We start from the raw sequence: 22288 nt of genomic DNA, 5'->3' as shown, positions 1-22288 counted from the left end.
TCTCAGGAGTTGGAGCCTCCGGCAAACCCGGCGCGGTTCAACTGGCGCCCAAGCTTTCTCTCAACTTGAGACCGCCTCAGGACTTGAACGAAGGAATTTGCTGTTCGCTTTCCTACCCCACTCTTGGCCGCCTTGATGATGGCACTGCCGGCAGGGGCACAGGCTGGCGATTGGCAGGTAGTAGCAACGTCAGATGACCGTCGCGCGCTCCTGACCTATGCTGCCGGTGAAGCTGTCTCATACAGTTTCGCGTGCACGCCGACCGAGGTAATCGTGACGCAGACAGGCGTCACGAAGCTGTTGGACCTGAGAACCGGCGCCCCAATCGGCGATGATGCAAAAGCAATAATGCCGGAAGGGGCCGCGTTGATGGCCTTGTTTTCCGGGAAAGGTGAACCGCAGTTTCTGCCCGCGGAAGCAGCGAAGAATCCCGTGACGGGCTGGGACCTGACCATCCGCCTCCCTTTGGCTGACAAGCAGATCAAGGCGGCTGCAAAAAGCCAGATGCTTTCGCTCTTCACAACTGGCTATACGATGGCAGTTCCCATGGACGCCGCAGCTCGGGCGAAATGGAGCGAATTTCTGCAGAAATGCAATATCGCGAAGTGATCTGGCCGGTGCAGTGAGCCGCCAACCACTGCTCCAAAACAAACGGGTGCAGGGACTGCGTCCCTGCCCGCCGGAGGCCTCCTTCTTAAGGCCCGCTAAATCCCCACCCCGCCATCAATCGTCTGCGTTGTTCCCGTGATCATCGCCGCCGCCGGGCTGGCGAGGTAGAGCACCAGCGAGGCCACCTCATCGGCCGTCGCGTGGCGTTTGATGGCCATGGCGGCGTGCATCATCTTGGCGAATGGGCCTTCGGCGGGGTTCATGTCGGTGTCCACCGGGCCGGGTTGCACCACGTTCACGGTGATGCCGCGCGGGCCGAAATCGCGGGCGAGGCCGCGGGCGATGCCCTGCACGGCGGATTTGGAGAGGGCATAGGCCGTCTGGCCCGGCCATGGCACGCGATCGCCGTTCACCGAGCCGATGATGAGGATGCGGCCATTGTCGCGCATCTGGCGGCCGGCTTCGACCCCGGCGAAATAGACGGCGCGCACGTTGATGTCGATCAGCCGGTCCACCGCATCGGGATCAAGGGTGAGCGGATCGCCCATGATGGCAACCCCGGCGTTGATCACCAGCACGTCGAGCGCGCCGGCATCGGCCACGGCAGCGATCACCGCGTCGCGATTGGCGCTGTCGGCCTGGACGGCGGTGGCCCCGGTTTCGGCCGCGACCGCCGCCGCCGCATCCGGCGAGCCCGAGAAGGTGAAGCGGACGGATGCGCCGGCCGCCACGAACTGCCGCACGATGGCCGCGCCGATGCCCCGGCTGCCGCCCATCACCATCACCTGCTTGCCGGCAAAATCCGTCATCATCCCACTCCCCATGGCCTGAGCGCCGCAGCCACTATTGCCCGGCCGGGCTGCGCCGCCAAGGGGGCTGGACTTTCGCGGCCTGTCGCCCGCAATGCGCTGCCACAACAATGTCACGTGTGGTCGCCCCTCATCCCGTTGTGCCGCGCTTTGGTGTTGCCGTGGCCTGGGCTGATGATGCCGGCGTGTTGGCGGCCAATCCGCTGTGGCAGGCGCTGGGCCCGCTGGCCGATCCGCTGCCGCCGCCGGCGCCGCGCGGCCTTGGCGGCATCCGCTTCTGGCCGCTGCGCTTTGCCCATCACCGCCTGCCGGTGTGGACGGCGCTGGCCGGCACCGCCGCCAGCCGGCACTGGCCGCGGCCGGAATTGCCGGATCATGCCGCCGCCACCCGCTGCCTGCTCGCCTATGTGCCCAGCCGCACGCCGGATTTCCCGGCACTGGCGGCGCGCGTGTTCAGCCTGGCCGATGCCGAGCGGCAGACGCTGCAGCTGGTGTTGGCATCGCACGACATTGCCGAACTGGCAGCCCGGCTGGGCCTGAGCCCGGCGGGGGCGCGCAAGCGGGTGGCGGCGCTCTATCGTGCCATCGGGGTTTCGGGCCTGGCGGGCCTGCAGGCGCAGACGACCCGGTTGTTGGCCGATGAATTCGTGTCGGATCAGCAGTTTGATGCGGGGCTGCAGGCGGTGCTGGCCTTGACGCCAGCGTAGGCGGCGGTGGCGCGGCTCGTCGGCGATGGCCATGATCTGCCCGGCATCGCGGCGCGGCTGCAGCTGTCGCCGCACACGGTGCGCGATCATGCCCGCGCCGCGCTGGAAAGCGCCGCTGCCCCGCGCCTGAAGGATCTGGCGCAACTGGCCAACGAGGCGGCGGCCACCCATGCCATCGCGCTGGGCAGCGACGGGCTGCAGCATGATCGCGGCGGCCTGCTGGAGGCCACGCGCATCATTCGGCGCGGTTCCCGCCAGATCGGCATCGCCGATTTCGGGCCGGCCGGGGCGCAGCCGATCATCATCTGCCACGGCGGCATGGGCACGCGGCGGGTTGCGGCCGAACTGGTGACCGCACTGCAGGTGCACGGGCTGCGGCCCATCGGCATCGACCGGCCGGGCTTTGGCCTGTCTGATCCGGCAGCAGCGGACCAGTTCGGCACCGCCGACGACGACATGTCGCACGCGCTGGATGTGCTGGGGCTGGATCAGGCGATCATCGCCGCGCTGGATGGCGGCGCGCCGGCGGCGGTCAGCTTCTGGCATCGGCATGGTGACCGGCTGCTGGCCGGCGTGCTGATCAAGCCGCATCCGCCGTCCACCGGGCGCAGCGGCAACCGCATGATCGATCGCTTTGCCCGCGCCACCATGGGCGGCTCCGATCTTGCCACCGGCTTGTGGCGGCTTGTGCGCGAGCGCGCCGGCCTGGCGATGACCGGGCGCATCGTTGATCTCTTGTTTTCCGGCCACCCCGCCGATGCCGCGCTGTTGGCCCAGCCCGATTTCCGCGCCCGCATGATTGCCGAGCTGCTCACCTTCAGCAACCGGTCCGGGCTGGGCATCATCGCGGAGCAGCAGGAGTATCGCGACTGGCAGGTGCAGCCGGGCGGGCCGGCGCGGCCCTGGCTGATCATCGTCGCTGATGGCGATCCCTTGTGGACTCCGGCCCTGGCCGATGCCGGCGGCGCCAGCGCCTGGACCGCGCTGGGCGACACGCGCTGGCAGCGCATTGCCGGTGCCGGCCGTTTTGCCCACACCACCCACGCGGCCGACATTGCCGCCGCCGTCGCCGCCCATTGGCGCGATGCCATCCATCCCGTCGGGAAGGTGGCCTGAAACAGCCCGGCAACATGCCCCCGAAGATGCCCATTGCCGCCAAGCGAATTCTGGCCGATAACCCTGGGATGCGCCGCCTCACCGCCCCCCTTGCCGCCGCCATGCTGTGCCTCGCCGGCAACGCCCAGATCGCTCACGCCAGCGCCAGCGACGAATTCCGCGCCGGCAACTGGGCCGCGGTGGTGCGCGACGGCCATGCCGAAAACACCCCTGACAGCCTGATCCTCGCCGGCCGCGCCCAGCTTTCGATCGCCGGCTATCAAACCGCCGACAAGGCCAGCGCCATGGCCATCATCGCGGCGGCCGAAGCCGATTTCGACAAGGCGCTGGCCCGCGCCCCAGGCAATGTGGAGGCGCAACTGCAAAAGGCCGTCGCCATCGCCTATCGCGCCCAACTGGCCCGCGGCATCGGCCTGGCCAAGGATGTCCGCCGCCGCTTCGAAGCCATCCGCGCCGCCAACCCGAACAACAGCCTGGTGTGGGGCGCGCTCGGCGGCTGGCACGGCGGCGCGGTTGCGACCGTCGGCAGCTTCCTCGCCGGCACCGTGCTTGGCGCGAAGAAATCCGAAATGGAACGCTGCTACGCCCAGGCTCTGCGCCTCGCCCCCGGCCTGCCCTCCACCCGCACCTTCTTCGCCATCACCCTCCTCGATCTCGATCCCGCCAACAGCGCCCGCGCCGCCGGCCTGCTGAAAGGCATCGAAACCCTGCCCGCCGAAGACGGGTTTGAGGCCATGATGAAGCAGCAAGGCATCGAACTGGCCGCCAGCATCGCGCGCGGCAACGCCGCTAGTGCCCAGGCCACGGCACGGCGGCTGAAGGCGTTCAGCCGGCTGGGGTAGGGCAAGGCTGCGCTGGAAGAATGAAAAATGCCTCCGGTGGGCAGGGTCGCGGACCCTGCGCCTGTTTGTTTTCGGGCGGTGCTCAACGGCCGATTTGGGGTGGCATCGGGCAGCAAGAATAGCCAAGCCCCGTGTCAAGCACGGGGCGACGGGGATGTGGGACGACTGGAAAGAGGGCGAAAGCGGACGCGCTTGCCATGCAGCAAAAACGAAAACCAACGGGTGCAGGGGCCTCGCCCCTGCCCGCCGGAGGCCCTGCCTGAAGCCCTACCCCTTCCGCCCCGCCTTCTCGTCAATCCCTGACACGCCTTCGCGGCGGGCCAGTTCGGCGCGGATGTCGTCGAAGGTCAGGCCGGCGTCGGCGAGGAGGAGGGCGAGGTGGAAGATGAGGTCGGCGCTTTCGCTGACCAGGCCAGCGCGGTCATCGGCTACGGCGGCGATCACCACTTCCACCGCTTCCTCGCCCAGTTTCTGGGCCAGCTTGGCGCGGCCCTTGGCGGTGAGTTTGGCGACGTAGGAGCTGGCCGGATCGGCGCTGCGGCGGGCGATGACGGTGGCGAGCAGCTGGTCAAAGCGATCCATGATAGACCTTTCGCACCGGGAATCCGGCGCTGGCCAGGGCGGCGCGGGCTTCGGCGATGGTCACCTGGCCGAAGTGGAAGATGGAGGCGGCGAGCACGGCCGAAGCATGGCCTTCGCTCACGCCGCTGACAAGATCGGCGACCCCGCCGACCCCGCCCGAGGCGATGACCGGCACCGGCACCGCGTCCGCAACGGTGCGGGTGAGGGCAAGGTCATAGCCGGCGCGGGTGCCGTCCCGGTCCATGGAGGTGAGCAAGATTTCGCCGGCCCCCAGCCTGGCCGCTTCGATGGCATAGGCCACCGCATCGATTCCGGTGGGCTTGCGGCCGCCGTGGGTGAAGATCTCCCATGTGCCGGGCGCGGTCTGCTTGGCGTCCACCGCGACCACCACGCATTGCTCGCCAAAGCGCATGGCGAGCTCGCCGATCAGGGCCGGCCGCGCCACGGCGGCGCTGTTGACCGCCACCTTGTCGGCCCCGGCCAGCAGCAGGGCGCGGGCATCCTCGACGCTGCGCACGCCGCCGCCGACAGTCAACGGCATGAAGCATTGATCGGCGGTGCGTTCGACAATGTCGATCAACGTGCCGCGGCCTTCGTGGCTGGCGGTGATGTCGAGGAAACAGAGCTCATCCGCGCCGGCGGCGTCATAGGCGGCGGCGGCCTGGACCGGATCGCCGGCGTCCTTCAATTCGACAAAGTTCACGCCCTTCACCACGCGGCCGCCGGCCACGTCGAGACAGGGGATGATGCGGACAGCCAAGGTCATTGCGCGACCGCGATGGCCTCGGCCAGGTCGAGCCGGCCATCATAAAGCGCGCGCCCGGTGATGACGCCTTCGATCCCCGGCTTGCCGACCAGCGCATGGATATCGGCGATGGAGGCGACGCCGCCCGAGGCGATGACCGGCAGGCTGGTCTGGGCGGCGAGCGCCACCGTCGCCTCCACATTGACGCCCTTCAACAGGCCGTCGCGGCCGACATCGGTGAACAGTACGGCGGCCACCCCGGCATCCTCGAACCGCCGGGCCAGATCGGCGACGGGCAGGGTGGAGACATCGGCCCAACCGCGCGTTGCCACCAGGCCATCGCGGGCATCGACAGCCACCACGATGCGCCCCGGATGATCGGCAGCGAGGCCCTTGACCAGATCGGGATTGTCGAGCGCGGCGGTGCCCATCACCACGCGCCACACGCCGGCGGCGAGCCAGGCTTCGACATGGGCGGCCGTGCGGATGCCGCCGCCAACCTGCACCTTGCCGCCGCCAAAGCCGGACAAGGCGGCGGTCACACCGGCGGCATTGCGGCTGTCACCGGCAAAGGCGCCATCCAGATCGACGACATGCAGATGCGTCGCCCCGGCGGCACGGAACAGCGCGGCCTGGGCGGCGGGATCATCGGCATAAACGGTGGCGCGGTTCATGTCGCCTTCGGCCAGGCGGACGCATTGGCCGCCCTTCAGATCGATGGCGGGAAAGATGATCATGAATTCAACCAGTTATGTAGGAACGCCAGGCCATAGGCCTGGCTCTTTTCGGGGTGGAACTGCACGCCGGTGATATGACCGCGCTTGACGATGGCCGCAAAGCGCCCGCCATGATCGGCCACCGCCTGCACATCGGCCGCATCATCGGGCGCAAAGGCATAGGAGTGGACGAAATAGGCATCGCCCGACGGCACCGGCGCACCGTTCACGGCCTCCACCCGGTTCCAGCCCATGTGCGGGATTTTCAGTGTGTTATCCGTGGGTTCCAGCCGCTTGACGATGCCCGGCAGCCAGCCCAGCCCGGCATGGATGCCATGTTCATGGCCCTCGCTGGCCAGCAATTGCATGCCAACGCAAATGCCCAGGAACGGCACGCCGCGCGCCATCACCGCCTCGTTCAGCGCCGCCTCGATTCCGGTCTTCTCGCGCAACTGATTGATGCAATGGGCAAAGGCACCAACGCCGGGCAGCACCACGCGCCCCGCGGCGGCAATAGTGCCCGGATCATCCGTCACCACCACGCGCGCACCGGCCTTCTCCAGCGCCCGCGCCGCAGAGCGCAGGTTGCCGGCGCCATAATCGATCAGCGCAACCTGGTCAGGCACCACCCAACGTGCCCTTTGTGCTTGGAATCGCGTCACTCTTGCGTGGATCAATCGCCACCGCCGCCCGCAGCGCCCGGGCCACGCCCTTGAAGCAACTTTCGGCGATATGGTGGTTGTTGACGCCATACAGGGTTTCGATGTGCAGGGTGATGCCGGCCGACCCGGCAAAGGCGGCAAAGAATTCCTTGAACATCTCGGTGTCCAGCGTGCCCAGCTTGGGCTGGGTGAAGCTGGTGCGCCAGACGAGATAGGGCCGGCCCGAAATGTCGAGCGCGACGCGGGTCAGCGTCTCGTCCATCGGGATCAGCGCATCGCCATAACGGGTGATGCCGCGCCGATCACCCAGGGCCTTGGCCACGGCTTCGCCCAAAGCGATGCCGGTGTCTTCGGTGGTGTGATGGCCATCGATGTGCAGGTCACCCACGGTCTTCACCGTCAGATCGATCAGGCTGTGGCGCGACAGCTGCTCCAGCATATGATCAAGGAAGCCGATCCCGGTCGACACTTCATAGGTGCCGCTGCCATCAAGGTTCACCTGCACCTCGACCTGGGTTTCCTTGGTGACGCGGGAAATGCTTGCGGTGCGCATCGCTCATGCTCCTTGGGCGCAAGCGCCTAGAGCATTGCGACAACAGGGGCAAGCAACAGGGCCTTTTCGCCGCGCCCATCCATCCTACATAGGGCGCAGACAGACAGGATTGACCATGAGCGAACTCCCGCAATTCCACGGCACCACCATCGTATCCGTCCGCAAGGATGGCCAGGTTGTCGTTGCCGGCGATGGCCAGGTGACGATGGGGCAGACGGTGATGAAGCCCAATGCCAAGAAGGTCCGCCGGCTTGGGCCGAAGGGCGAGGTGATTGGCGGCTTTGCCGGGGCGACGGCCGATGCCTTCACCCTGTTCGAACGGCTGGAAGCCAAGCTGGAGCGCCATCCGGGCCAGTTGCTGCGCGCTGCTGTCGAGCTGGCCAAGGATTGGCGCACCGACCGCTATCTGCGGCGGCTGGAGGCCATGATGATCGTGGCCGACAAGCAGGTGACATTGGTCATCACCGGCAATGGCGATGTGCTGGAGCCGGTGGGCGGCATCGCCGCCATCGGTTCGGGCGGCAATTTCGCGCTGGCCGCGGCCCGGGCGCTGGCCGACAGCGCCCATGATGCCGAGGCCATTGCGCGGCGCGCCATGAAGATCGCCGCCGATCTGTGTGTGTACACCAACGAGGAATTGACCGTGGAAGTGATGCCGGCGGGAGACGCCGCATGAGCGCGAGCCTGACCCCGAAAGCGATTGTGGCCGCGCTGGATCGCCACATCATCGGCCAGGCCGATGCCAAGCGGGCCGTGGCCGTGGCGCTGCGCAACCGCTGGCGCCGGCAGCAATTGCCCGACGATTTGCGTGACGAGGTGGTGCCCAAGAATATCCTGATGATCGGCCCCACCGGCTGCGGCAAGACCGAGATCAGCCGCCGCCTGGCCAAGCTGGCCAATGCCCCGTTCATCAAGGTGGAAGCCACCAAGTTCACCGAGGTTGGCTATGTTGGCCGCGATGTCGATTCGATCATCCGCGATCTGGTGGAGGAATCAATCCGGCTTGTGCGCGAAGCCCGTCGCGCCGCGGTGAAGCACAAGGCGGAGGATGCCGCCATGGCCCGGCTGCTCGATGCGCTGGTGGGCAAGGATGCCAGCGAGGCGACGCGGCTGGCTTTCCGCCAGCGCTTTGACGCCGGCGACCTGAAGGGCCGCGAGGTGGAGATCGAGGTGGCGGAAGCGCCGCCGAGTTTCGAGATGCCTGGCATGCAGCCCGGTCAGGTTGGCATGATCAACCTGTCGGACATGATGGCCAAGGCCATGGGTGGCCGCACGAAGCGCCGCAAGATGAAGGTGGACGCCGCCTGGGAGGCGTTGCTGGCCGAGGAATCGGACAAGCGGCTGGACGATGAGGAAATTCAGCGCGAAGCCATCCGCAGCGCGCAGGACAATGGCATCGTGTTCCTCGACGAGATCGACAAGATCGCCGTGTCTGACGTGCGCGGCGGCAGCGTGAGCCGCGAAGGCGTGCAGCGCGACCTGCTGCCGCTGATCGAAGGCACCACGGTTGCCACCAAATATGGCCCGGTGAAGACCGACCATATATTGTTCATCGCCTCGGGCGCCTTCCATGTCGCCAAGCCGTCGGACCTGTTGCCCGAACTGCAGGGCCGATTGCCGATCCGGGTCGAGTTGAAAGGCCTGACCGAGGATGATTTCCGCCGCATCCTGTCGGACACCGATGCCAGCCTGATCCGCCAATATGCCGCCCTGCTCGGCACCGAAGGCGTGACGCTGGTGATCACGGCCGACGGGATCGACGCCATCGCCCGCACGGCGGCGCAGGTGAACGAGACGGTGGAGAATATCGGCGCCCGCCGCCTGCACACGGTGATGGAAAAGCTGCTGGAAGCGATCAGCTTTGATGCCAGCGACCGCAGCGGCGAAACCGTGACGGTGGATGCCGCGATGGTGGCCCGTGAACTGGGCGAGATCGCCGGCAACCGCGACCTGTCGAAATATATTCTCTGATGTGGGCGGCCCGGCGTTGGCTGGTGCCGCTGCTCAATCTGCCGCGATGCTGAGCGCATCGCCGGGGCGCATGGCCGCAAGCCAGCGCGCCAGCACGGCACGGTCCATCGCCACGCAGCCTTCGGTGGGGCGGCCATCGGGCTGGCGCACGTGCCAGAAGATGGCGCTGCCCAGGCCGGGCACCGGCGGCGCATCATTGTGGGCCAGCACCAGGATGATGTCGTAGGCGTGATCATCGCGCCACAGGGCCTCGTGGCTGTGCGGGTGCGGGATGGTGACCGGGCGGTTGTAGGCCGGATCGGCCGTGCCGTCAGACCAGCCGTCCCACGGCCGCAGCCAGCGCCAGGGCAGGCGGGTGGCAGGGGCGGGCAGCCGATCGGGCCGGATCAGCGCGGCGCGGATCGGCCAGCGGCCCAGCGGCGTCTTGCCGTCGCCTTCGCGCTTGTCGGCAGCCGGGCACCAGCCGCCCTTGCCAAAGCTGGCGCTGTGGGTTTCGCCAAAGGCGCTGACCGTACCGGCGGCAGGGTTGGCGCAGAAGATCGTCACAACATATGCCCCTGCCGGTCGCGCTTGGTGGCGAGATAGGCGGCATTGTGCGGGTTGGGCGGCATGTCGTGGGCGACGCGGCTGACGCGGAAGCCATGGGCGGCCAGGCCATCGACCTTCAGGGGATTGTTGGTCATCAGCGCGACGCTGCCCACACCCAGCGCGCGCAGCATGGCGGCGGCGAGGCTGAAATCCCGCTCGTCCGGCTCGAAGCCGAGGCGAGTGTTGGCATCGACCGTGTCCCAGCCCTGATCCTGCAGGGCATAGGCGCGCAATTTGTTGAGCAGGCCGATGCCACGGCCTTCCTGCTGCAGATAGAGCAGGATGCCGCCTTGCGGGTTGCGCGCGATGGCGGCGATGGCGGCGTGCAGCTGCGGGCCGCAATCGCATTTCAGACTGCCCAGCACATCGCCGGTGAGGCAGCTGCTGTGGATGCGGGCCAGCACAGGCTGCGCCACATCGGGATCACCGATCATCAGCGCCAGATGTTCGGGCCCGCCATCGGCCGGGCGGAAGGCGACCACCTGGCAATCCTTGCCATGGGCTTCGGCGCTGGCCAGCGGCAGCCGTGCGCGGGAAGAGACATGCACGCGCGCCTGCCCTGGCGGCAGCGCCAGGGCGGCTTCGGCCGGGCAGGTGATGGCGGCGGCCGCATCTGCCAGCGGCACGGCATAAACGGCGGGGATCAGCCCGGCATGCTTGGCCAACGCAATGGCGGCGCGGGCGGCGGCGGCATCGCCGGCCAGCGCCCTGGTGCGGAACGGGCCCTTGAACGGGGTGGCAAGATCAAGCACCGGATCGGCCACGGCGCGGCTGCCGGGCAGATCAAGCCAATCGGGCCGGTCAACCCAAACCGGTTCGGGATCAGGAGCGGCGGCCGCGATCTGATTCGCGAGGTTGAGCACGGCGGCTCGGCGGGCGGTGATGATCAGGCCGGCCCGCGCCGTGGCCTCAAGCGCGGCCAGCGCATCGGCATCGGCCAGTTCGGCCGACAGCACGGCCAGGCTGCCCACCCCCACGATCCGGCCGCGGCGCAGCGCATCGCTCGCCGCCTCGGCCAGGAAATCAGGCGCGATGCTCACAGGTCCAGCGTCACGATCTGGGGGATATGGTCGGATGGCTTGCCCCAGTCGCGCGCGTCCTTCACCGCTTCGAAGGCGGTGGCGGTGGTGGCGACTTGCGGCGAACACCACATATGATCCAACCGCCGCCCCCGGTCAGACGCGCGCCAGTCGTTGTTGCGATAGCTCCACCAGGTGAAGAATTTCTCCGGCGCCGGGTTGAAGCGGCGGCCAAGATCAACCCAGTCGTGGCTGGCCTGCAGGCGGTTCAACAGATCGACTTCCACCGGCGTGTGGGACACGACATCGAGCAGCGCCTTGTGGTTCCACACATCGCATTCCAGCGGTGCGATGTTGAAATCGCCGACGATCACCGCCGGTTCCTTCAGCGCTTCCGACCAGCGGGTCATGCGCTCGACGAAATCCAGCTTCTGGCCGAACTTGGGGTTGGCCGAACGGTCGGGCACGTCGCCGCCGGCCGGTACATAGACATTTTCCAGCAGCACGCCGCCGGGCAGGCGCACGCCGATGTGGCGGGCCTCGCCATTGTCCTGCCAGTCGTATTGCCAGGCACCATCGATGGGGATCCGCGCGATGGTGGCGACGCCATGGTGCATGCGCTGGCCGTTCAGCACGCGGTGGTTGTACCCCAGCGCCTCGAACAGCCCGTGCGGGAAAATATCGTTGGCGACCTTGGTTTCCTGCAGGCACAGCACATCGGGCTGATGATCGCGCAGGAATTGCTCCACGATATCGGCGCGGGCGCGGACGCTGTTGATGTTCCAGGTGGCGATGCGGATGGCCATGGCCGTGGTTATTGGGCGGATTCGCCGCGCTTTGCAACGCCATCGGCCAGCGGATGCCGGCTGTTGACCAGCTCCACCAGCGCGGCGGCGGCGACATGGGTATAGATTTGCGTGGTGGCGATATCGGCATGGCCCAGCAGCATCTGCACTGCGCGCAGATCGGCGCCGCCTTCCAGCAGATGGGTGGCAAAGGCGTGGCGCAGCACGTGGGGTGAAATCCGGGCCGGCGGGATGCCGGCATCGGCGGCCAGCGCCTTCACCAGCTGCCACAGCCGCAACCGGGTCAGATGCCCGGTGCCGCCCCGGCCGGCGGGAAACAGATGTTTGCTGCTTTCGGGCACATGCGCGGCCCAGGCCAGCACGGCGGCTTCGGCGCGGCGGCTCACCGGCACCAGCCGTTCCTTGTTGCCCTTGCCCAGGATCACCATGTGGCCGCGCCCGGCCCGCACCGCGCCGCGCGGCAGGCTGACCAGCTCGCTGGCACGCAAGCCCGAGCCATAAAGCAGCTCGAACAGGGCGGAGAGGCGCAGCACCGCCGGGTCATCTGGCCGGGCGGCCTGGCGTTCGGCCAGCGCCGCAAACAGCCGCTCGACATCGCCGCTGCCCAGGCTTTTCGGCAACGGCCGGGCGCTTTGCGGCAAGGCAAGGTCGCGGCCGGGATCATCGCCGCGCAGGCCATCGGCCATCAGAAAGGCAAGGAACTGGCGCACGGCCGAGGCCTTGCGCGCCGCACTGGCCCGCGCCAGCGGTGCCCAGTGGCGGGCCAATTGTGCCAGCGCCGCCGCATCGGCCGCCGCCAGCTGGCCGCCCAGCCAGTCGCTGGCCTGCGCCAGATCGCGGCCATAGGCGAGCAGGGTGTTCTTGGCGGCGCCACGCTCGCTGGCGAGATGATCGAGGAACAGCGCGATGGCTTGCCGGTCACTCAACGTCTCTGGGATCACGGCATCGCCGTCCGCATCACCGCTTCGGCGGCGAGCAGCCGCGCCTCCTGAACGCGGCCAACGGCGACCAGCGCGGCCAGGATCGCTTCCACATGCGCGGGCGGCACATCGGCCCAACCGCCATTGCTGGCCGATTGCAGGCCGGTGGCGGCCAGCAGCATCACCTCGCCCGCGGCACCGCGCCGGGCGGCGGCGGCCAGGGCGGCGGTCCAGCGGTTGCTGATGGCGCGCACCCGATCCTGTTTGGCGGCGGCCCAATCGCTCCGGGGATTGAGCCCGGCCAGCGCTGCCGCCAGCATCGCCTCTCCATGGCCCGATGCGCCGGCCTGTTTCACGAAATCCCGATAGCCCGACAGGCTGGCCGGCTGCGCCCCGGCCACGGCGAGCAGCGCCCAGGCCCGTGCCTTGACCGCCCTATCGGCATCGGCCGCCACCGGCCACCAGGCGCGGGCGCGCGCCACGTCACCGGCGGCGAGCAGCGCGGCAATCAGCCAATCGGCCTGATCGGCCAGCGCGGCATCCGGCTTCAACGCGGCGGCGGCCCCGGCGGTTTCCAGCAACGCGCCAAAATCCCGGCCATCGCCGCGCAGGGCCGCAATGGCAGCACCGCGCGCTGATGCGCTGCCGGCGGTGAAGGCATCGCGCAGATTGGCGGCGCGGCTGCCGGCGGGAAAGCCGCCGCTGGCATCGGCCGGTGACAGGGCGGCGATGCCGCTGGCCAGTTCCTGCGCCGAAAGCTCGCCCATGGCCGCGGCCGGGCGCAACAGGGCAAGGCGGGTGGCTTCGGGCAGGCCGGGGTTGCGCACTGCCCAGCCGGCATGGGCCGGGCCCAGCGCCGCCAGCCGGTCTGCCGGCACCGTCACCCCGGCCGCCGTGGCGACGCCATAGCGATAGAGGGTGAGGCCGGGGGCCTCTTCCCAATTGATGCCGTCCGCCCGCCCGGCACCACCGGCCAGCACCACCACGCGGGCGGCAAGGCGCACGTCGAAACTGGCGACCCGGCCACGCTGGCTGCGCAGCGCGTCCATCAGATTGGCGGCGGTGATATCATCCCCATCCATCGCCGCGCACATGCCCCAGGCCAGATCCCACAAGGGCGATGGCGACAGGGCGCGGCCGGTGGCGGCAATGGGGCATAGCCCGGCCAGATCGCCGGCGGCCAGGCTCACCTGCGCGGCAGCCTGATAGGTGGCGGGGGTGTAACGGTCCACGGGCAGCGCATCGATCAGCCGGCGCGCGCCATCAACAATGCCCAGCCGCAGCAGCAGGCCGGCACGGGCCGCCACCCAATCGCCGTCGTTGATGCCGGCCGGCGTGGGCGCACGGGTGAGGAGGGCGCGGCTGACCATGATCGTCGCCCAGCGCGAGCTGAGCGGTCGGGCGATGCGATCGGCCAGCGTGCCGACAAAGCGGCCGTTGCTGCCCGAAAAGGCGGTGATGGCAAGGCCGCCGGTGCCGGGGCCCAGCGTCCCGATCGGCGCACCCGGCGGCAGCGCCACGGCGCCGGCAAAGGGATCGGCCACCACCGGCGCGGGGGCTTGCGCCTCGGCCGGCAGCAGCGGGGTTTCGCCGGGGGCGGGTTCGGCTGGCGGCGGCGCGAGGCCGGGCAAGGGCGCCGCCGGGGCAGCCGCCGGGGCCGGGGCCGGCGTGTCAAAGCCCGGGGGCAGCAAGGATTTGGGCGAATCCTGCTTCTGGCTGTTCACCGGCGCGGCCAGGCCAAGGGCCCCGGCCAGCAGCACGGCGCGAACAGGCATGGGGATGCGCTTGCTTGCAGGGTTCATGCCCCGGTGTATAGCGTTGCAGGCAATGGACGGCGACCCGAAAATCCCCGAACCGGGCGTGAGCCCGGCCGACCGGCTGGCGTTGGCGGCGCGCCGGCCGATCACGTTGATCGGGCTGATGGGTGCCGGCAAATCCAGCATCGGCAAGCGGCTGGCCGATCGGCTGGCGCTGCCGTTCATTGATGCTGATGACGAGATCGTGCTGGCGGCCGGGCTGTCCATCCCCGAGATTTTCGAGCGCTTTGGCGAGGCGCATTTCCGCGACGGCGAACGTCGGGTGATCGCCCGGCTGATCGATGGCACGCCCAAGGTGATTGCCACCGGCGGCGGTGCCTTCATGAATGAGGAGACCCGCGCGCTGATCCTGGCCCGCACCCAGGCGGTGTGGCTGGATGCCGATATCGCCACGCTGGTGGAACGGGTGCGGCGGCGTGGTGGCCGGCCACTGCTCGCCGGGCGCGATCCGGGCCAGGTGCTGCGTGATCTCGCGGCGGTGCGCAATCCCGTCTATGCGCTGGCGCCAATCCGGGTGGCCAGCAAGGCCGGCCCGCATGGCGACACGGTGGATGCGATCATCACTGCGCTGGCCGGTGCCAATCAGGAGCAGCCATGATCATTGATGTCGCGCTGGGCGACCGGTCCTATCCCATCCACATCCGCCCCGGCCTGCTGGGCGATGCCGCCGCCGTGCTGGCCCCGTTGGCGCGCGGCCAGCGCCTGGTGGTGGTGACCGATGAAACCGTGGCCACGCACCATCTCGCCACGCTGGCCGCCGGCCTGCCCGGCATCAGGCTGGAGCCGATCGTGCTGCCGCCGGGCGAAGCCACCAAGGATTGGGCCCATCTGCAGCTGGTGGTGGAGCGGCTGCTCGACCTGGGGGTGGAGCGCAGCGATGCCGTGGTGGCGCTGGGCGGCGGCGTGATCGGCGATCTCGTCGGCTTTGCCTGTTCGATGCTGAAGCGCGGCTGCCGCTTCGTGCAGGTGCCGACCACCCTGTTGTCTCATGTCGACAGCTCGGTGGGCGGCAAGACGGCGATCAATGCGGCGGCCGGCAAGAATCTGGTCGGCGCCTTTTACCAGCCGGTCGCCGTTCTGATCGATCCGGCCGTACTGGCCACCCTGCCGCGCCGCGAACTGATGGCCGGTTATGCCGAGGTGGCGAAATATGGCCTGATCAACGATGCCGGCTTCTTCGCCTGGTGCGAGGCCAACGGTGCAGCCGTTCTGGCCGGCGACAGCGACGCGCAGATCCACGCCATCGCGCACAGCTGCCGCGCCAAGGCCGCCGTGGTGGCGGCCGATGAGCGCGAGACCGATGATGTGCGCGCCCTGCTCAACTTGGGCCACACCTTTGGACATGCGTTCGAGGCGGAAACCGGCTTCTCCAGCCGGCTGCTCCACGGCGAGGCGGTGGCGCTGGGCATGGTGCTGGCGCACCGGCTGTCGGCCCGGCTGGGCCTGTGCCCGGAAGGTGACGCGGCGCGGGTGACGGCGCATCTGGCTGGGCTGGGCTTTGCGACCGAAGCGCGCGACCTTGGCCTTGATTGCAGCGCGGCCCGGCTGGTCGATCACATGAAGCACGACAAGAAGATGAGCGCCGGCCGGCTGGCCTTCATCCTGACCCGCGGCATCGGCCGCAGCTTTGTCTCGCGCGATGTCGAACTGGCCGAGGTCGAGGCGTTTCTGGCGGGCGAATTGGCGTGATCGGCCGCCGCGCCCTGCTCGCCGGTCTGGCAGCAGCGGGGGCGGGGCATGCCTTGGCGGCGCCGGTGCTGCGGGCCGACAATTTCGGGCTGACCCCGGCCAGCGCCGCACGGCGAAACGGCTGGATCGAAGTGGATGCCGCCGCCTTCACCGCCAACATCGCCCGGGTGCGCCGCCTGATCGGCGGCAGCCGGCTGTGCGCGGTGATGAAGGCCGATGCCTATGGCAATGGCATCGCACTGCTGATCCCGGCGGTGATCGCGGCCGGCGTCGACGTGGTGGCGATCACCGCGAATGACGAGGCGCAGGTGGCGCGTGACCTTGGCTATCGCGGCCGGCTGCTGCGCATCCGCACCGCCACGCCGGACGAGATGGAAGACGGCCTGGCGCTGGGCATCGAGGAGCTGGTGGGCAACCGCGAGGCAGCAAGCCGGCTCGATGCGCTGTGGCGGCAGCGCGGGCCGGCGGCGCCCTTGCCGGTGCAGCTGGCGCTCAACAGCGGTGGCATGTCGCGCAACGGGGTGGAGCTGGCCCATGCTGCCGGGCAGGCCGATGCCCGCGCCCTGCTGGCGCTGCCCGGCCTGCGCATTGCCGGGGTGATGACCCATTATCCCGGCGAGGCGGCCGACGACATCATGGGCCAGCTGGCGCGCTTTCGGGCGGATCTTGCCTGGCTGCAGGCGCAGGGCCTCGCCACCGACCGGCTGCTGCGCCACACGGCCAACAGCTTTGCCACCCTGATGCACCCCGAAACCTGGCTCGACATGGTGAGGGTGGGCGGGCTGCTCTATGGCGATCCCGGTTCCGTGAAGACCGATGACTTCGCGCCGACGATGACCATCAAGTCCCGCGTTGCCGCCCTCAATCCCTATCCGGCCGGGCAGACAGTGAACTATGACCGCATCTGGCGGCTGGAGCGGGACAGTCTGCTGGCCAACATCCCCTTGGGCTATTCCGACGGCGTGCGCCGCAGCGTCAGCCGCGGCAACCGGCCGGAATTTCCGGCCGAGCAACGGCCGGCGACACAGGTGCTGATCGGCGGCCGGCGCTTTCCGGTGGTCGGGCGGGTGACGATGAACACGCTGATGGTGGACGTGACCGACGCGCCGGGTGCGGTGCGGCTGGGGGACGAGGTGGTGCTGTTCGGCGCGCAAGGGGCAGAGCGCATCACCCAGGCCGAACTGGAAGCGAACAGCAGCGCCTATGGCCCCGAGCTTCTGGCCGTTCTGGGCGCAAGCCTGCCCAAGGCGCTGAAGGGCTGAGGCCTATTTATGCTCCCAACGGTCGGCCGCGGGCAGGCCGGGGTGGGCCAGCACGGCATCGGCGGCCGCATCATCCAGCAGCCAGCGCCGCCAGAAGGCGGTCGAAAGCCGGATCACCTCCGCCTCCACCCGCCGGCCCAGCGCCGTCGTGGCCGGGCGATTGCCGGCAAACATCATGTGGGTGGCATCGCCGAACAGCGCCATATATTTGCGTCCGTCGGCCGGCAGCCCGCGCCAGATCATCGTGCGGCGGGCAACGATATCGCCATCGCCAGCCCCATCCAGCGTGCCGCTGATCATCAGATAGGGCCGGCCGATGCCACCAAAGATGGCGGCGGGATCGCCGGGTTCCAGTTGGCTGCCGCTCAGCCCGATGAAGGCGCGGGGGCGCCGGTCGATCTGGCCGCGTTCGCCGCCGAACCGTTGCCCGGCGAGCGCCTGCACCGTCCAGGCGCCGAGGCTGTGACCGGCGACCCCGATGCGATCCGGATCGATACGGGCCAGGTCGCACGCCCCTTCCCGCGGACGGCGGGCCAGTTCGTCCAGCACAAGGCCAACATCACCCGCCCGTTCGGCCATGTGCAGCCCGCTGGTGGCACGGCGCAGGCGGGCGGGCCGGGTGGCCGCTGGTTCGCGGGCATAGGCGATATTGTCGCTGCCGGGATGCTGCACGGTGATCACGGCAAATCCGGCAGCGAGCCAGCCACGCGCCCACACGCCGCCGCCGCTGGTGGTGGCGCCGAGGCCCGGCGACCAGATGATGGCGGCCAGGCGGGCGCCGGATTCGGGCAGTTGAATGCGCACCGGGATGGCACGGCCACGGGCACGGTCGACCCACAGTGCGTCGCACACCGCCGCCGCCGCCGGGGCAGCAAGGAGGCACAACGCCGTCAGGCACAGCAGACGCAGGCGGAACAACACCGCCGCGCCATAGCGCAGGATCAGGCCAGCGTCATCTTGCGTTTGTCAAACTTGACCACCGCGGCCTGGGGCGCGCTGGTGGCGGTGGAAAGCTGCTTGATGGTTTCCATGAACACCCAGTCGCAGCGGGTTTCACCGGCACTGAAGCTAAGCGTGAGATAGCCGCGCCGGCTGGTGTCGCACCATTGCAGCCCCGGCGAACTTTGCAGCAAGCCGGTGCGGATCACCGCCGGATCCGCCGCCAATGCGGCTTCATAACCCGGCGAGGTGACCGACTGCACACCGAATTCGGCTGCGACCGGCTTGCCATCCAGGCTGTGGTTGAAGGCCCAGGCATTGTGGCTGTCGCCAGCGATGACGATCGGATTGGCGCCAGCATCGCGCATGGCGGCGAGCAGCCGGCGCCGCGCCTGGGGGTATCCGGACCACATGTCCTGCGCGCCGGCAATCCCGGCCTGCGCAGCGGCAATGCCGCCCTTCACATAGGCCTGGGCGCGGGCATCGGCAGTGGGGCCCAGCCATTCGACGGCCTGTTTCGGCGTGAAGATATCGCCCATCACCACCTGCTGGGCGATCAGCTGCCAGCGCTGGCCGGATTTCACGCTGGCGGCAATCTCGGCCGCAAACCAGGCCTCCTGCTCGGTTCCCAGCAGGGTGCGGGCCGGGTTCTGCCATTCGCCGGACTGGAAGGCCTTGATGCCATCGGCCCCGGCCTTCAGCGCCGCGTTGAGATCCAGTTGCCGGTCGCGGCCCGACATGCGGGTGTCGAGCGTGATCACCGACAGGAGATTGCCGAAATCCAGCCGCTGCCACGGCCGTTCGGGGCTCATCAGCCATTCGCGGTGGGCCTTGATCGCCGCATCACGACGCAGGTTCCAAACGCCTTCGGCCGGTTGGTGATTTTCGGCTCCGCCCTTCCAGGTGTCGTTGGCGAATTCATGATCATCCCAGATGGCGATCATCGGGAAACGGGCGTGGATGGCCTGCAGGGCCAGATCGGCGCGATAGCTGGCATAGCGCTGGCGATAATCGTCGATGATGATGATCTCGTCGGCCGGCAGGATCTCGCGGCCGGGCATCACCACCGACGGATACACGCCGACCATATATTCATAGATATAGTCGCCAAGGTGGATCACCGCATCAATGTCATCACGGGCGGCGGCGTGGGCATAGGCGTTGAAATGGCCGAACGGCCGGTTGGAGCAGGAAAATACCGCGAGCTTGAGTTGATCGATGCGGCCGGCCGGCAGCGTCTTGGTGCGGCCCAGCGTGGATTGGCTGCCATCGGGCGCGGTGAAGCGATACCAGAGCCACTTGCCGTCGGGCAGGCCGGTCAGTTCGGCCTGGACGGTGCCCCAGGTCTCCGGGCCGGCCACGGCGTCGGCACGGGCGATGATGCGGGCCATGGCCTCGTCCTCGGCCACCTCCAGCTTCAGGGTGGTGGCGGCGCCGGTCACGCTGGCATAGCGCGTCCACAGCTTCACGGCGCCGGGGCCGGTGGGGGTGGAGGCCACGCCATGGGTGAAACCGCTGGCCGGCCACAGCCGCGCAAGCGCCGGGCGCACCGGCAGGATCAGGCCGGCCGCCGTGGCCGACAGGAAGGCGCGACGATCGATGGCAGGACGCATGGCCGATTCCCCTTTAGATGATGCCGCCATTAAACCCGATATTGTGACATTTTCGAGGGGCCCCCACACGATGCCCAAGATGCGGTCCAAGGCCGATCTGCCCAGCAAGGATTGCGCCGCCTGCGGCCGGCCGTTCAGCTGGCGGAAGAAATGGGCGCGCGATTGGGAGAATGTGCGCTATTGTTCCGATGCCTGCCGCAGCGGCGCCTATGGACGGGCGCGCGCCGGCACGACAAAATGACTGCCAGTCCCGGGGGAGGAATCACATGGCCACGCAACTGAAGACGCCATCGGTGAAGGATCAGGTTTCGGCCGAGGAATGGGCACTGCGCGTCGATCTGGCCGCCGCCTATCGCCTGGTTGCCCATTACGGCTGGGATGATCTGATCTTCACCCACCTCAGCGTGCGTGTGCCGGGGCCGGAGCATCATTTCCTCATCAACCCCTATAATCTGATGTTCGAGGAAATCACCGCGTCGAGCCTGGTGAAGATCGATGTGAACGGCCACCCCGTGATGGAAACGCCCTATCTCACCAACCCGGCGGGCTTCACCATCCATTCGGCCATCCACATGGCCCGCGAAGACGCCCATGCCGTCATCCACCTGCACACGCCGCACGGCCAGGCTGTGTCCGCCCATGCCGAAGGCCTGATGCCGCTGACCCAGACCGCCATGCTGATCCGCGACGAGCTGACTTATCACCACTATGAAGGCGTCGCGACCGACCTTGATGAGCGGGAACGGCTGGTGGAGGATCTGGGGCCGACCAAGACGGCGATGATCCTCAGGAACCATGGCACCCTCACCGTCGGGTCGACCGTGGCCGAGGCCTTCATCAAGATGTATTTCCTGGAACGGGCCTGCGAGGCGCAGATCCATGCGCTGGCCGGCGGCCAGGATCTCATCAACCACCCGCCGCAGGGCACGCCGGAAAAGGCTGCCGAACAGGGCCGCGACGGGCTGAAGATCGTGGGCAACATGCTGGCCTGGCCGGCGCTGCTGCGCAAGCTCGACCGGATCGATCCCAGCTTCCGCGACTGATCGCCCCTCAGCGGGCGATCTTCGGCACCAGATCCTTCAAGGCCGCGACCAGCTTCACGCAATCATCCGGCGTGGTGAACAGCGCCGGCGTCACCCGCACGCAGGCCCCATCGGCCAACCCGGTGCGGTGCACGGTGTTGACGCCATAATCGGCCAGCAGCCGATCGGTGATGGCGATATTGTCGGCCGTGCTGTTGTGGCCGGCAATGCGGAAGCTGGTGATGGCGCCAAAGGTGGCCGGATCATCGCCGACCATGATCTCCAGCCCCGAAAGCCCCCTGAGCGGTTTGACCCACAGGTTCCTGAGATGTTGCAGCCGGGCCAGCTTCATCGGCACGGGCAGCACCCGATCCTGGAAATCCAGCGCGGCCGGCAGGGTGAGCTGCGGGGCATAATCCAGCGTGCCCTGGTGCAGCTTGGCCTGCACATCATCGGGTTTGGCATCCGGTTCGGCGGCGGCCGGCGCGATCATCGGGCCAGCACCGGGGCGGATCCAGAAGCCGGCCACGCCCACCGGCGCGCCGGTCCATTTGTGGAAGTTGAGCACCACGGCATCGGCACCGAAATCCGGAATGGTGAAGGGGCGCATGCGGAAGCTCTGCGCGCAATCGACCAGCACCATCGCCCCGGCCGCCCTGGCCAGTGCCGCAATCTCCGCCACCGGCACCACCATCCCCGATTTGTGGGTGCCATGGGTGAGGAGGACGAACTTCAGCTTCGGCGTCGCCTTGATGGCCGCGGCATAGGCGGCGATCACATTGTCCCGCGTCGGCGCCCGCGGCAGGTTGATCATCACCGGCCGGGCGCGCCGGCTTTTCGCCAGCGAACGCATGGCGTTGTGGCTGGTGTCATAATCGGAGTCCGACCAGAGGATGGCATCCCCCTCGCCCACGACCTGGACCTGGGTGATCAGCGCCTGCAACGCTTCGGCGGCGTTGCGGCAGAAGCCGATCTCTTCGGGCTGCACCCCCATGGCCTGCGCGGCGCGGGCCTTCACCACCTCCTGATCCTTGCGCATGGCTCTGCGGGCATAAAGGCTGGTGTCGCGGTTCAGCCGGGCCAGGATGGCGCGATGCGCCTCGGCCACCGGCAGCGCCATGTTGCCCCAATAGCCATGCTCCAGCTGGGTCACCGGCCCCATCTGCGGATAGAGCGCGGCGATGCGGGCCCAGCCGGCCTCATCATCCGGTGCGATCATCCCGGCGGGCAGCGCTGCGCCCACCGGCACCGCGGCCGCCCCTGCCAACATCAGCGCACCGCGCCGTGTCACGTCCATCATC

Annotated in this window: 25 protein-coding genes; 11 read left to right on the top strand and 14 right to left on the bottom strand. The window is 68.5% G+C overall.

Annotation, left to right across the window (positions count from 1 at the left end; translation table 11 throughout):
- The first annotated feature begins 132 nt into the window (after positions 1-132).
- Entirely contained in the window at positions 133-609 is a 477-nt protein-coding gene (locus CHU93_RS06500) for a hypothetical protein (protein WP_133064338.1), read from the top strand.
- A gap of 95 nt (positions 610-704) precedes the next feature.
- Here the strand turns inward: CHU93_RS06500 and bdcA are convergent, their stop codons facing one another.
- Positions 705-1418 carry an SDR family oxidoreductase gene (bdcA, locus tag CHU93_RS06495; RefSeq protein ID WP_094473303.1) on the bottom strand — a complete coding sequence of 238 codons (714 nt, stop codon included), beginning with the start codon at positions 1416-1418 and terminating at the stop codon, positions 705-707.
- 110 nt (positions 1419-1528) lie between these two features.
- Here bdcA and CHU93_RS06490 point away from each other — a divergent pair, with 110 nt between their 5' ends.
- From CHU93_RS06490 to CHU93_RS06480, 3 genes are all read left to right on the top strand, one after another.
- Complete coding sequence (locus CHU93_RS06490) at positions 1529-2125, top strand: helix-turn-helix transcriptional regulator (RefSeq protein ID WP_133064337.1); 597 nt, start codon at positions 1529-1531, stop codon at positions 2123-2125.
- A gap of 6 nt (positions 2126-2131) precedes the next feature.
- On the top strand, positions 2132-3241 hold the full coding sequence (locus tag CHU93_RS06485; RefSeq protein ID WP_094473298.1) for an alpha/beta fold hydrolase: 1110 nt from the start codon (positions 2132-2134) through the stop codon (positions 3239-3241).
- A gap of 68 nt (positions 3242-3309) precedes the next feature.
- Positions 3310-4083, top strand: a complete 774-nt coding sequence (locus CHU93_RS06480; RefSeq protein ID WP_094473297.1) for a hypothetical protein — start codon at positions 3310-3312, stop codon at positions 4081-4083.
- A gap of 267 nt (positions 4084-4350) precedes the next feature.
- Here CHU93_RS06480 and CHU93_RS06475 read toward each other — a convergent pair whose 3' ends face one another.
- The 5 genes from CHU93_RS06475 to hisB are packed head-to-tail and all read right to left on the bottom strand — an operon-like array spanning position 4351 to position 7341.
- A complete protein-coding gene (locus CHU93_RS06475; RefSeq protein ID WP_094473296.1) occupies positions 4351-4665 on the bottom strand; it encodes a phosphoribosyl-ATP diphosphatase in 315 nt (104 codons plus the stop codon).
- Positions 4652-5431 carry an imidazole glycerol phosphate synthase subunit HisF gene (gene hisF, locus CHU93_RS06470; protein WP_094473295.1) on the bottom strand — a complete coding sequence of 260 codons (780 nt, stop codon included), beginning with the start codon at positions 5429-5431 and terminating at the stop codon, positions 4652-4654. Before hisF ends, CHU93_RS06475 begins: the two co-directional genes overlap by 14 nt.
- Positions 5428-6147 carry a 1-(5-phosphoribosyl)-5-[(5-phosphoribosylamino)methylideneamino]imidazole-4-carboxamide isomerase gene (gene hisA / locus CHU93_RS06465; protein ID WP_086115211.1) on the bottom strand — a complete coding sequence of 240 codons (720 nt, stop codon included), beginning with the start codon at positions 6145-6147 and terminating at the stop codon, positions 5428-5430. Before hisA ends, hisF begins: the two co-directional genes overlap by 4 nt.
- Complete coding sequence (hisH, locus tag CHU93_RS06460) at positions 6144-6752, bottom strand: imidazole glycerol phosphate synthase subunit HisH (protein WP_094473302.1); 609 nt, start codon at positions 6750-6752, stop codon at positions 6144-6146. The genes hisA and hisH overlap by 4 nt, the downstream gene beginning before the upstream one ends.
- Positions 6745-7341: an imidazoleglycerol-phosphate dehydratase HisB gene (hisB, locus tag CHU93_RS06455; protein WP_094473294.1), complete on the bottom strand. Its 597-nt coding sequence runs from the start codon at positions 7339-7341 to the stop codon at positions 6745-6747. The genes hisH and hisB overlap by 8 nt, the downstream gene beginning before the upstream one ends.
- 115 nt (positions 7342-7456) lie before the next feature.
- Between hisB and hslV the strand changes: the two genes are divergently transcribed.
- Positions 7457-8017, top strand: coding sequence for an ATP-dependent protease subunit HslV (gene hslV, locus CHU93_RS06450; protein WP_094473293.1), 561 nt, complete (start codon positions 7457-7459; stop codon positions 8015-8017).
- Positions 8014-9312: an ATP-dependent protease ATPase subunit HslU gene (hslU, locus tag CHU93_RS06445; RefSeq protein ID WP_094473292.1), complete on the top strand. Its 1299-nt coding sequence runs from the start codon at positions 8014-8016 to the stop codon at positions 9310-9312. Before hslV ends, hslU begins: the two co-directional genes overlap by 4 nt.
- Before the next feature lie 33 nt (positions 9313-9345).
- Here hslU and CHU93_RS06440 read toward each other — a convergent pair whose 3' ends face one another.
- The 5 genes from CHU93_RS06440 to CHU93_RS17490 are packed head-to-tail and all read right to left on the bottom strand — an operon-like array spanning position 9346 to position 14447.
- On the bottom strand, positions 9346-9858 hold the full coding sequence (locus CHU93_RS06440; RefSeq protein ID WP_094473291.1) for a L,D-transpeptidase family protein: 513 nt from the start codon (positions 9856-9858) through the stop codon (positions 9346-9348).
- Entirely contained in the window at positions 9855-10940 is a 1086-nt protein-coding gene (ribA, locus tag CHU93_RS06435; RefSeq protein ID WP_094473290.1) for a GTP cyclohydrolase II, read from the bottom strand. The genes CHU93_RS06440 and ribA overlap by 4 nt, the downstream gene beginning before the upstream one ends.
- Positions 10937-11725, bottom strand: coding sequence for an exodeoxyribonuclease III (locus tag CHU93_RS06430; RefSeq protein WP_094473289.1), 789 nt, complete (start codon positions 11723-11725; stop codon positions 10937-10939). The genes ribA and CHU93_RS06430 overlap by 4 nt, the downstream gene beginning before the upstream one ends.
- A gap of 8 nt (positions 11726-11733) precedes the next feature.
- Entirely contained in the window at positions 11734-12666 is a 933-nt protein-coding gene (locus tag CHU93_RS06425) for a tyrosine recombinase (RefSeq protein WP_243375333.1), read from the bottom strand.
- The gene (locus tag CHU93_RS17490) at positions 12663-14447 is read right to left on the bottom strand and encodes a hypothetical protein (RefSeq protein ID WP_094473287.1); all 1785 of its coding nucleotides are present in this window, start codon (positions 14445-14447) and stop codon (positions 12663-12665) included. Before CHU93_RS17490 ends, CHU93_RS06425 begins: the two co-directional genes overlap by 4 nt.
- 25 nt (positions 14448-14472) lie before the next feature.
- Between CHU93_RS17490 and CHU93_RS06415 the strand changes: the two genes are divergently transcribed.
- Genes CHU93_RS06415 through alr form a run of 3 tightly spaced genes read left to right on the top strand, consistent with a single transcriptional unit; the run spans position 14473 to position 17413 of the window.
- Positions 14473-15060, top strand: a complete 588-nt coding sequence (locus tag CHU93_RS06415; RefSeq protein WP_094473286.1) for a shikimate kinase — start codon at positions 14473-14475, stop codon at positions 15058-15060.
- Positions 15057-16151 (top strand): 3-dehydroquinate synthase, encoded by a 1095-nt coding sequence (gene aroB / locus CHU93_RS06410; RefSeq protein ID WP_094473285.1) that lies wholly within the window; start codon positions 15057-15059, stop codon positions 16149-16151. The genes CHU93_RS06415 and aroB overlap by 4 nt, the downstream gene beginning before the upstream one ends.
- A complete protein-coding gene (gene alr / locus CHU93_RS06405; RefSeq protein ID WP_165768629.1) occupies positions 16148-17413 on the top strand; it encodes an alanine racemase in 1266 nt (421 codons plus the stop codon). The genes aroB and alr overlap by 4 nt, the downstream gene beginning before the upstream one ends.
- Positions 17414-17416: 3 nt before the next feature.
- On the opposite strand, the gene CHU93_RS06400 is transcribed toward alr, so the two are convergent.
- Both CHU93_RS06400 and CHU93_RS06395 read right to left on the bottom strand, forming a co-directional pair.
- Positions 17417-18331 carry an alpha/beta hydrolase family protein gene (locus CHU93_RS06400; protein WP_133064335.1) on the bottom strand — a complete coding sequence of 305 codons (915 nt, stop codon included), beginning with the start codon at positions 18329-18331 and terminating at the stop codon, positions 17417-17419.
- Positions 18332-18354: 23 nt separating this feature from the next.
- The gene (locus CHU93_RS06395) at positions 18355-19965 is read right to left on the bottom strand and encodes an alkaline phosphatase D family protein (RefSeq protein ID WP_165768628.1); all 1611 of its coding nucleotides are present in this window, start codon (positions 19963-19965) and stop codon (positions 18355-18357) included.
- Between the two features lie 70 nt (positions 19966-20035).
- Between CHU93_RS06395 and CHU93_RS06390 the strand changes: the two genes are divergently transcribed.
- Together CHU93_RS06390 and CHU93_RS06385 are read left to right on the top strand one after the other, a co-directional pair.
- Positions 20036-20206, top strand: a complete 171-nt coding sequence (locus CHU93_RS06390) for a DUF2256 domain-containing protein (protein WP_094473281.1) — start codon at positions 20036-20038, stop codon at positions 20204-20206.
- A 25-nt stretch (positions 20207-20231) separates the two neighbouring features.
- The gene (locus tag CHU93_RS06385; RefSeq protein ID WP_086115227.1) at positions 20232-21008 is read left to right on the top strand and encodes a class II aldolase/adducin family protein; all 777 of its coding nucleotides are present in this window, start codon (positions 20232-20234) and stop codon (positions 21006-21008) included.
- A gap of 7 nt (positions 21009-21015) precedes the next feature.
- On the opposite strand, the gene CHU93_RS06380 is transcribed toward CHU93_RS06385, so the two are convergent.
- Positions 21016-22287, bottom strand: a complete 1272-nt coding sequence (locus tag CHU93_RS06380) for an aminotransferase class V-fold PLP-dependent enzyme (RefSeq protein ID WP_094473280.1) — start codon at positions 22285-22287, stop codon at positions 21016-21018.
- Between the last annotated feature and the right edge of the window lies 1 nt (position 22288).

This window comes from Sandarakinorhabdus cyanobacteriorum (assembly GCF_002251755.1).
Lineage (GTDB): Bacteria > Pseudomonadota > Alphaproteobacteria > Sphingomonadales > Sphingomonadaceae > Sandarakinorhabdus > Sandarakinorhabdus cyanobacteriorum.
Note: the sequence above shows the minus strand (reverse complement) of the source record. Positions and strands in the feature narration are given on the sequence as shown.

Coding starts and splice junctions, on each gene's coding strand:
- hisB (WP_094473294.1), bottom strand. CDS start 7,341: ATGCGCACCGCAAGCATTTCCCGCGTCACCAAGGAAACCCAGGTCGAG.
- hslU (WP_094473292.1), top strand. CDS start 8,014: ATGAGCGCGAGCCTGACCCCGAAAGCGATTGTGGCCGCGCTGGATCGC.
- CHU93_RS06430 (WP_094473289.1), bottom strand. CDS start 11,725: ATGGCCATCCGCATCGCCACCTGGAACATCAACAGCGTCCGCGCCCGC.
- CHU93_RS06480 (WP_094473297.1), top strand. CDS start 3,310: ATGCGCCGCCTCACCGCCCCCCTTGCCGCCGCCATGCTGTGCCTCGCC.
- bdcA (WP_094473303.1), bottom strand. CDS start 1,418: ATGACGGATTTTGCCGGCAAGCAGGTGATGGTGATGGGCGGCAGCCGG.
- aroB (WP_094473285.1), top strand. CDS start 15,057: ATGATCATTGATGTCGCGCTGGGCGACCGGTCCTATCCCATCCACATC.
- hslV (WP_094473293.1), top strand. CDS start 7,457: ATGAGCGAACTCCCGCAATTCCACGGCACCACCATCGTATCCGTCCGC.
- CHU93_RS06390 (WP_094473281.1), top strand. CDS start 20,036: ATGCCCAAGATGCGGTCCAAGGCCGATCTGCCCAGCAAGGATTGCGCC.
- CHU93_RS06395 (WP_165768628.1), bottom strand. CDS start 19,965: ATGCGTCCTGCCATCGATCGTCGCGCCTTCCTGTCGGCCACGGCGGCC.
- hisA (WP_086115211.1), bottom strand. CDS start 6,147: ATGATCATCTTTCCCGCCATCGATCTGAAGGGCGGCCAATGCGTCCGC.
- CHU93_RS06490 (WP_133064337.1), top strand. CDS start 1,529: ATGTCACGTGTGGTCGCCCCTCATCCCGTTGTGCCGCGCTTTGGTGTT.
- hisF (WP_094473295.1), bottom strand. CDS start 5,431: ATGACCTTGGCTGTCCGCATCATCCCCTGTCTCGACGTGGCCGGCGGC.
- CHU93_RS06380 (WP_094473280.1), bottom strand. CDS start 22,287: ATGATGGACGTGACACGGCGCGGTGCGCTGATGTTGGCAGGGGCGGCC.
- CHU93_RS17490 (WP_094473287.1), bottom strand. CDS start 14,447: ATGAACCCTGCAAGCAAGCGCATCCCCATGCCTGTTCGCGCCGTGCTG.
- CHU93_RS06415 (WP_094473286.1), top strand. CDS start 14,473: ATGGACGGCGACCCGAAAATCCCCGAACCGGGCGTGAGCCCGGCCGAC.
- CHU93_RS06385 (WP_086115227.1), top strand. CDS start 20,232: ATGGCCACGCAACTGAAGACGCCATCGGTGAAGGATCAGGTTTCGGCC.
- CHU93_RS06475 (WP_094473296.1), bottom strand. CDS start 4,665: ATGGATCGCTTTGACCAGCTGCTCGCCACCGTCATCGCCCGCCGCAGC.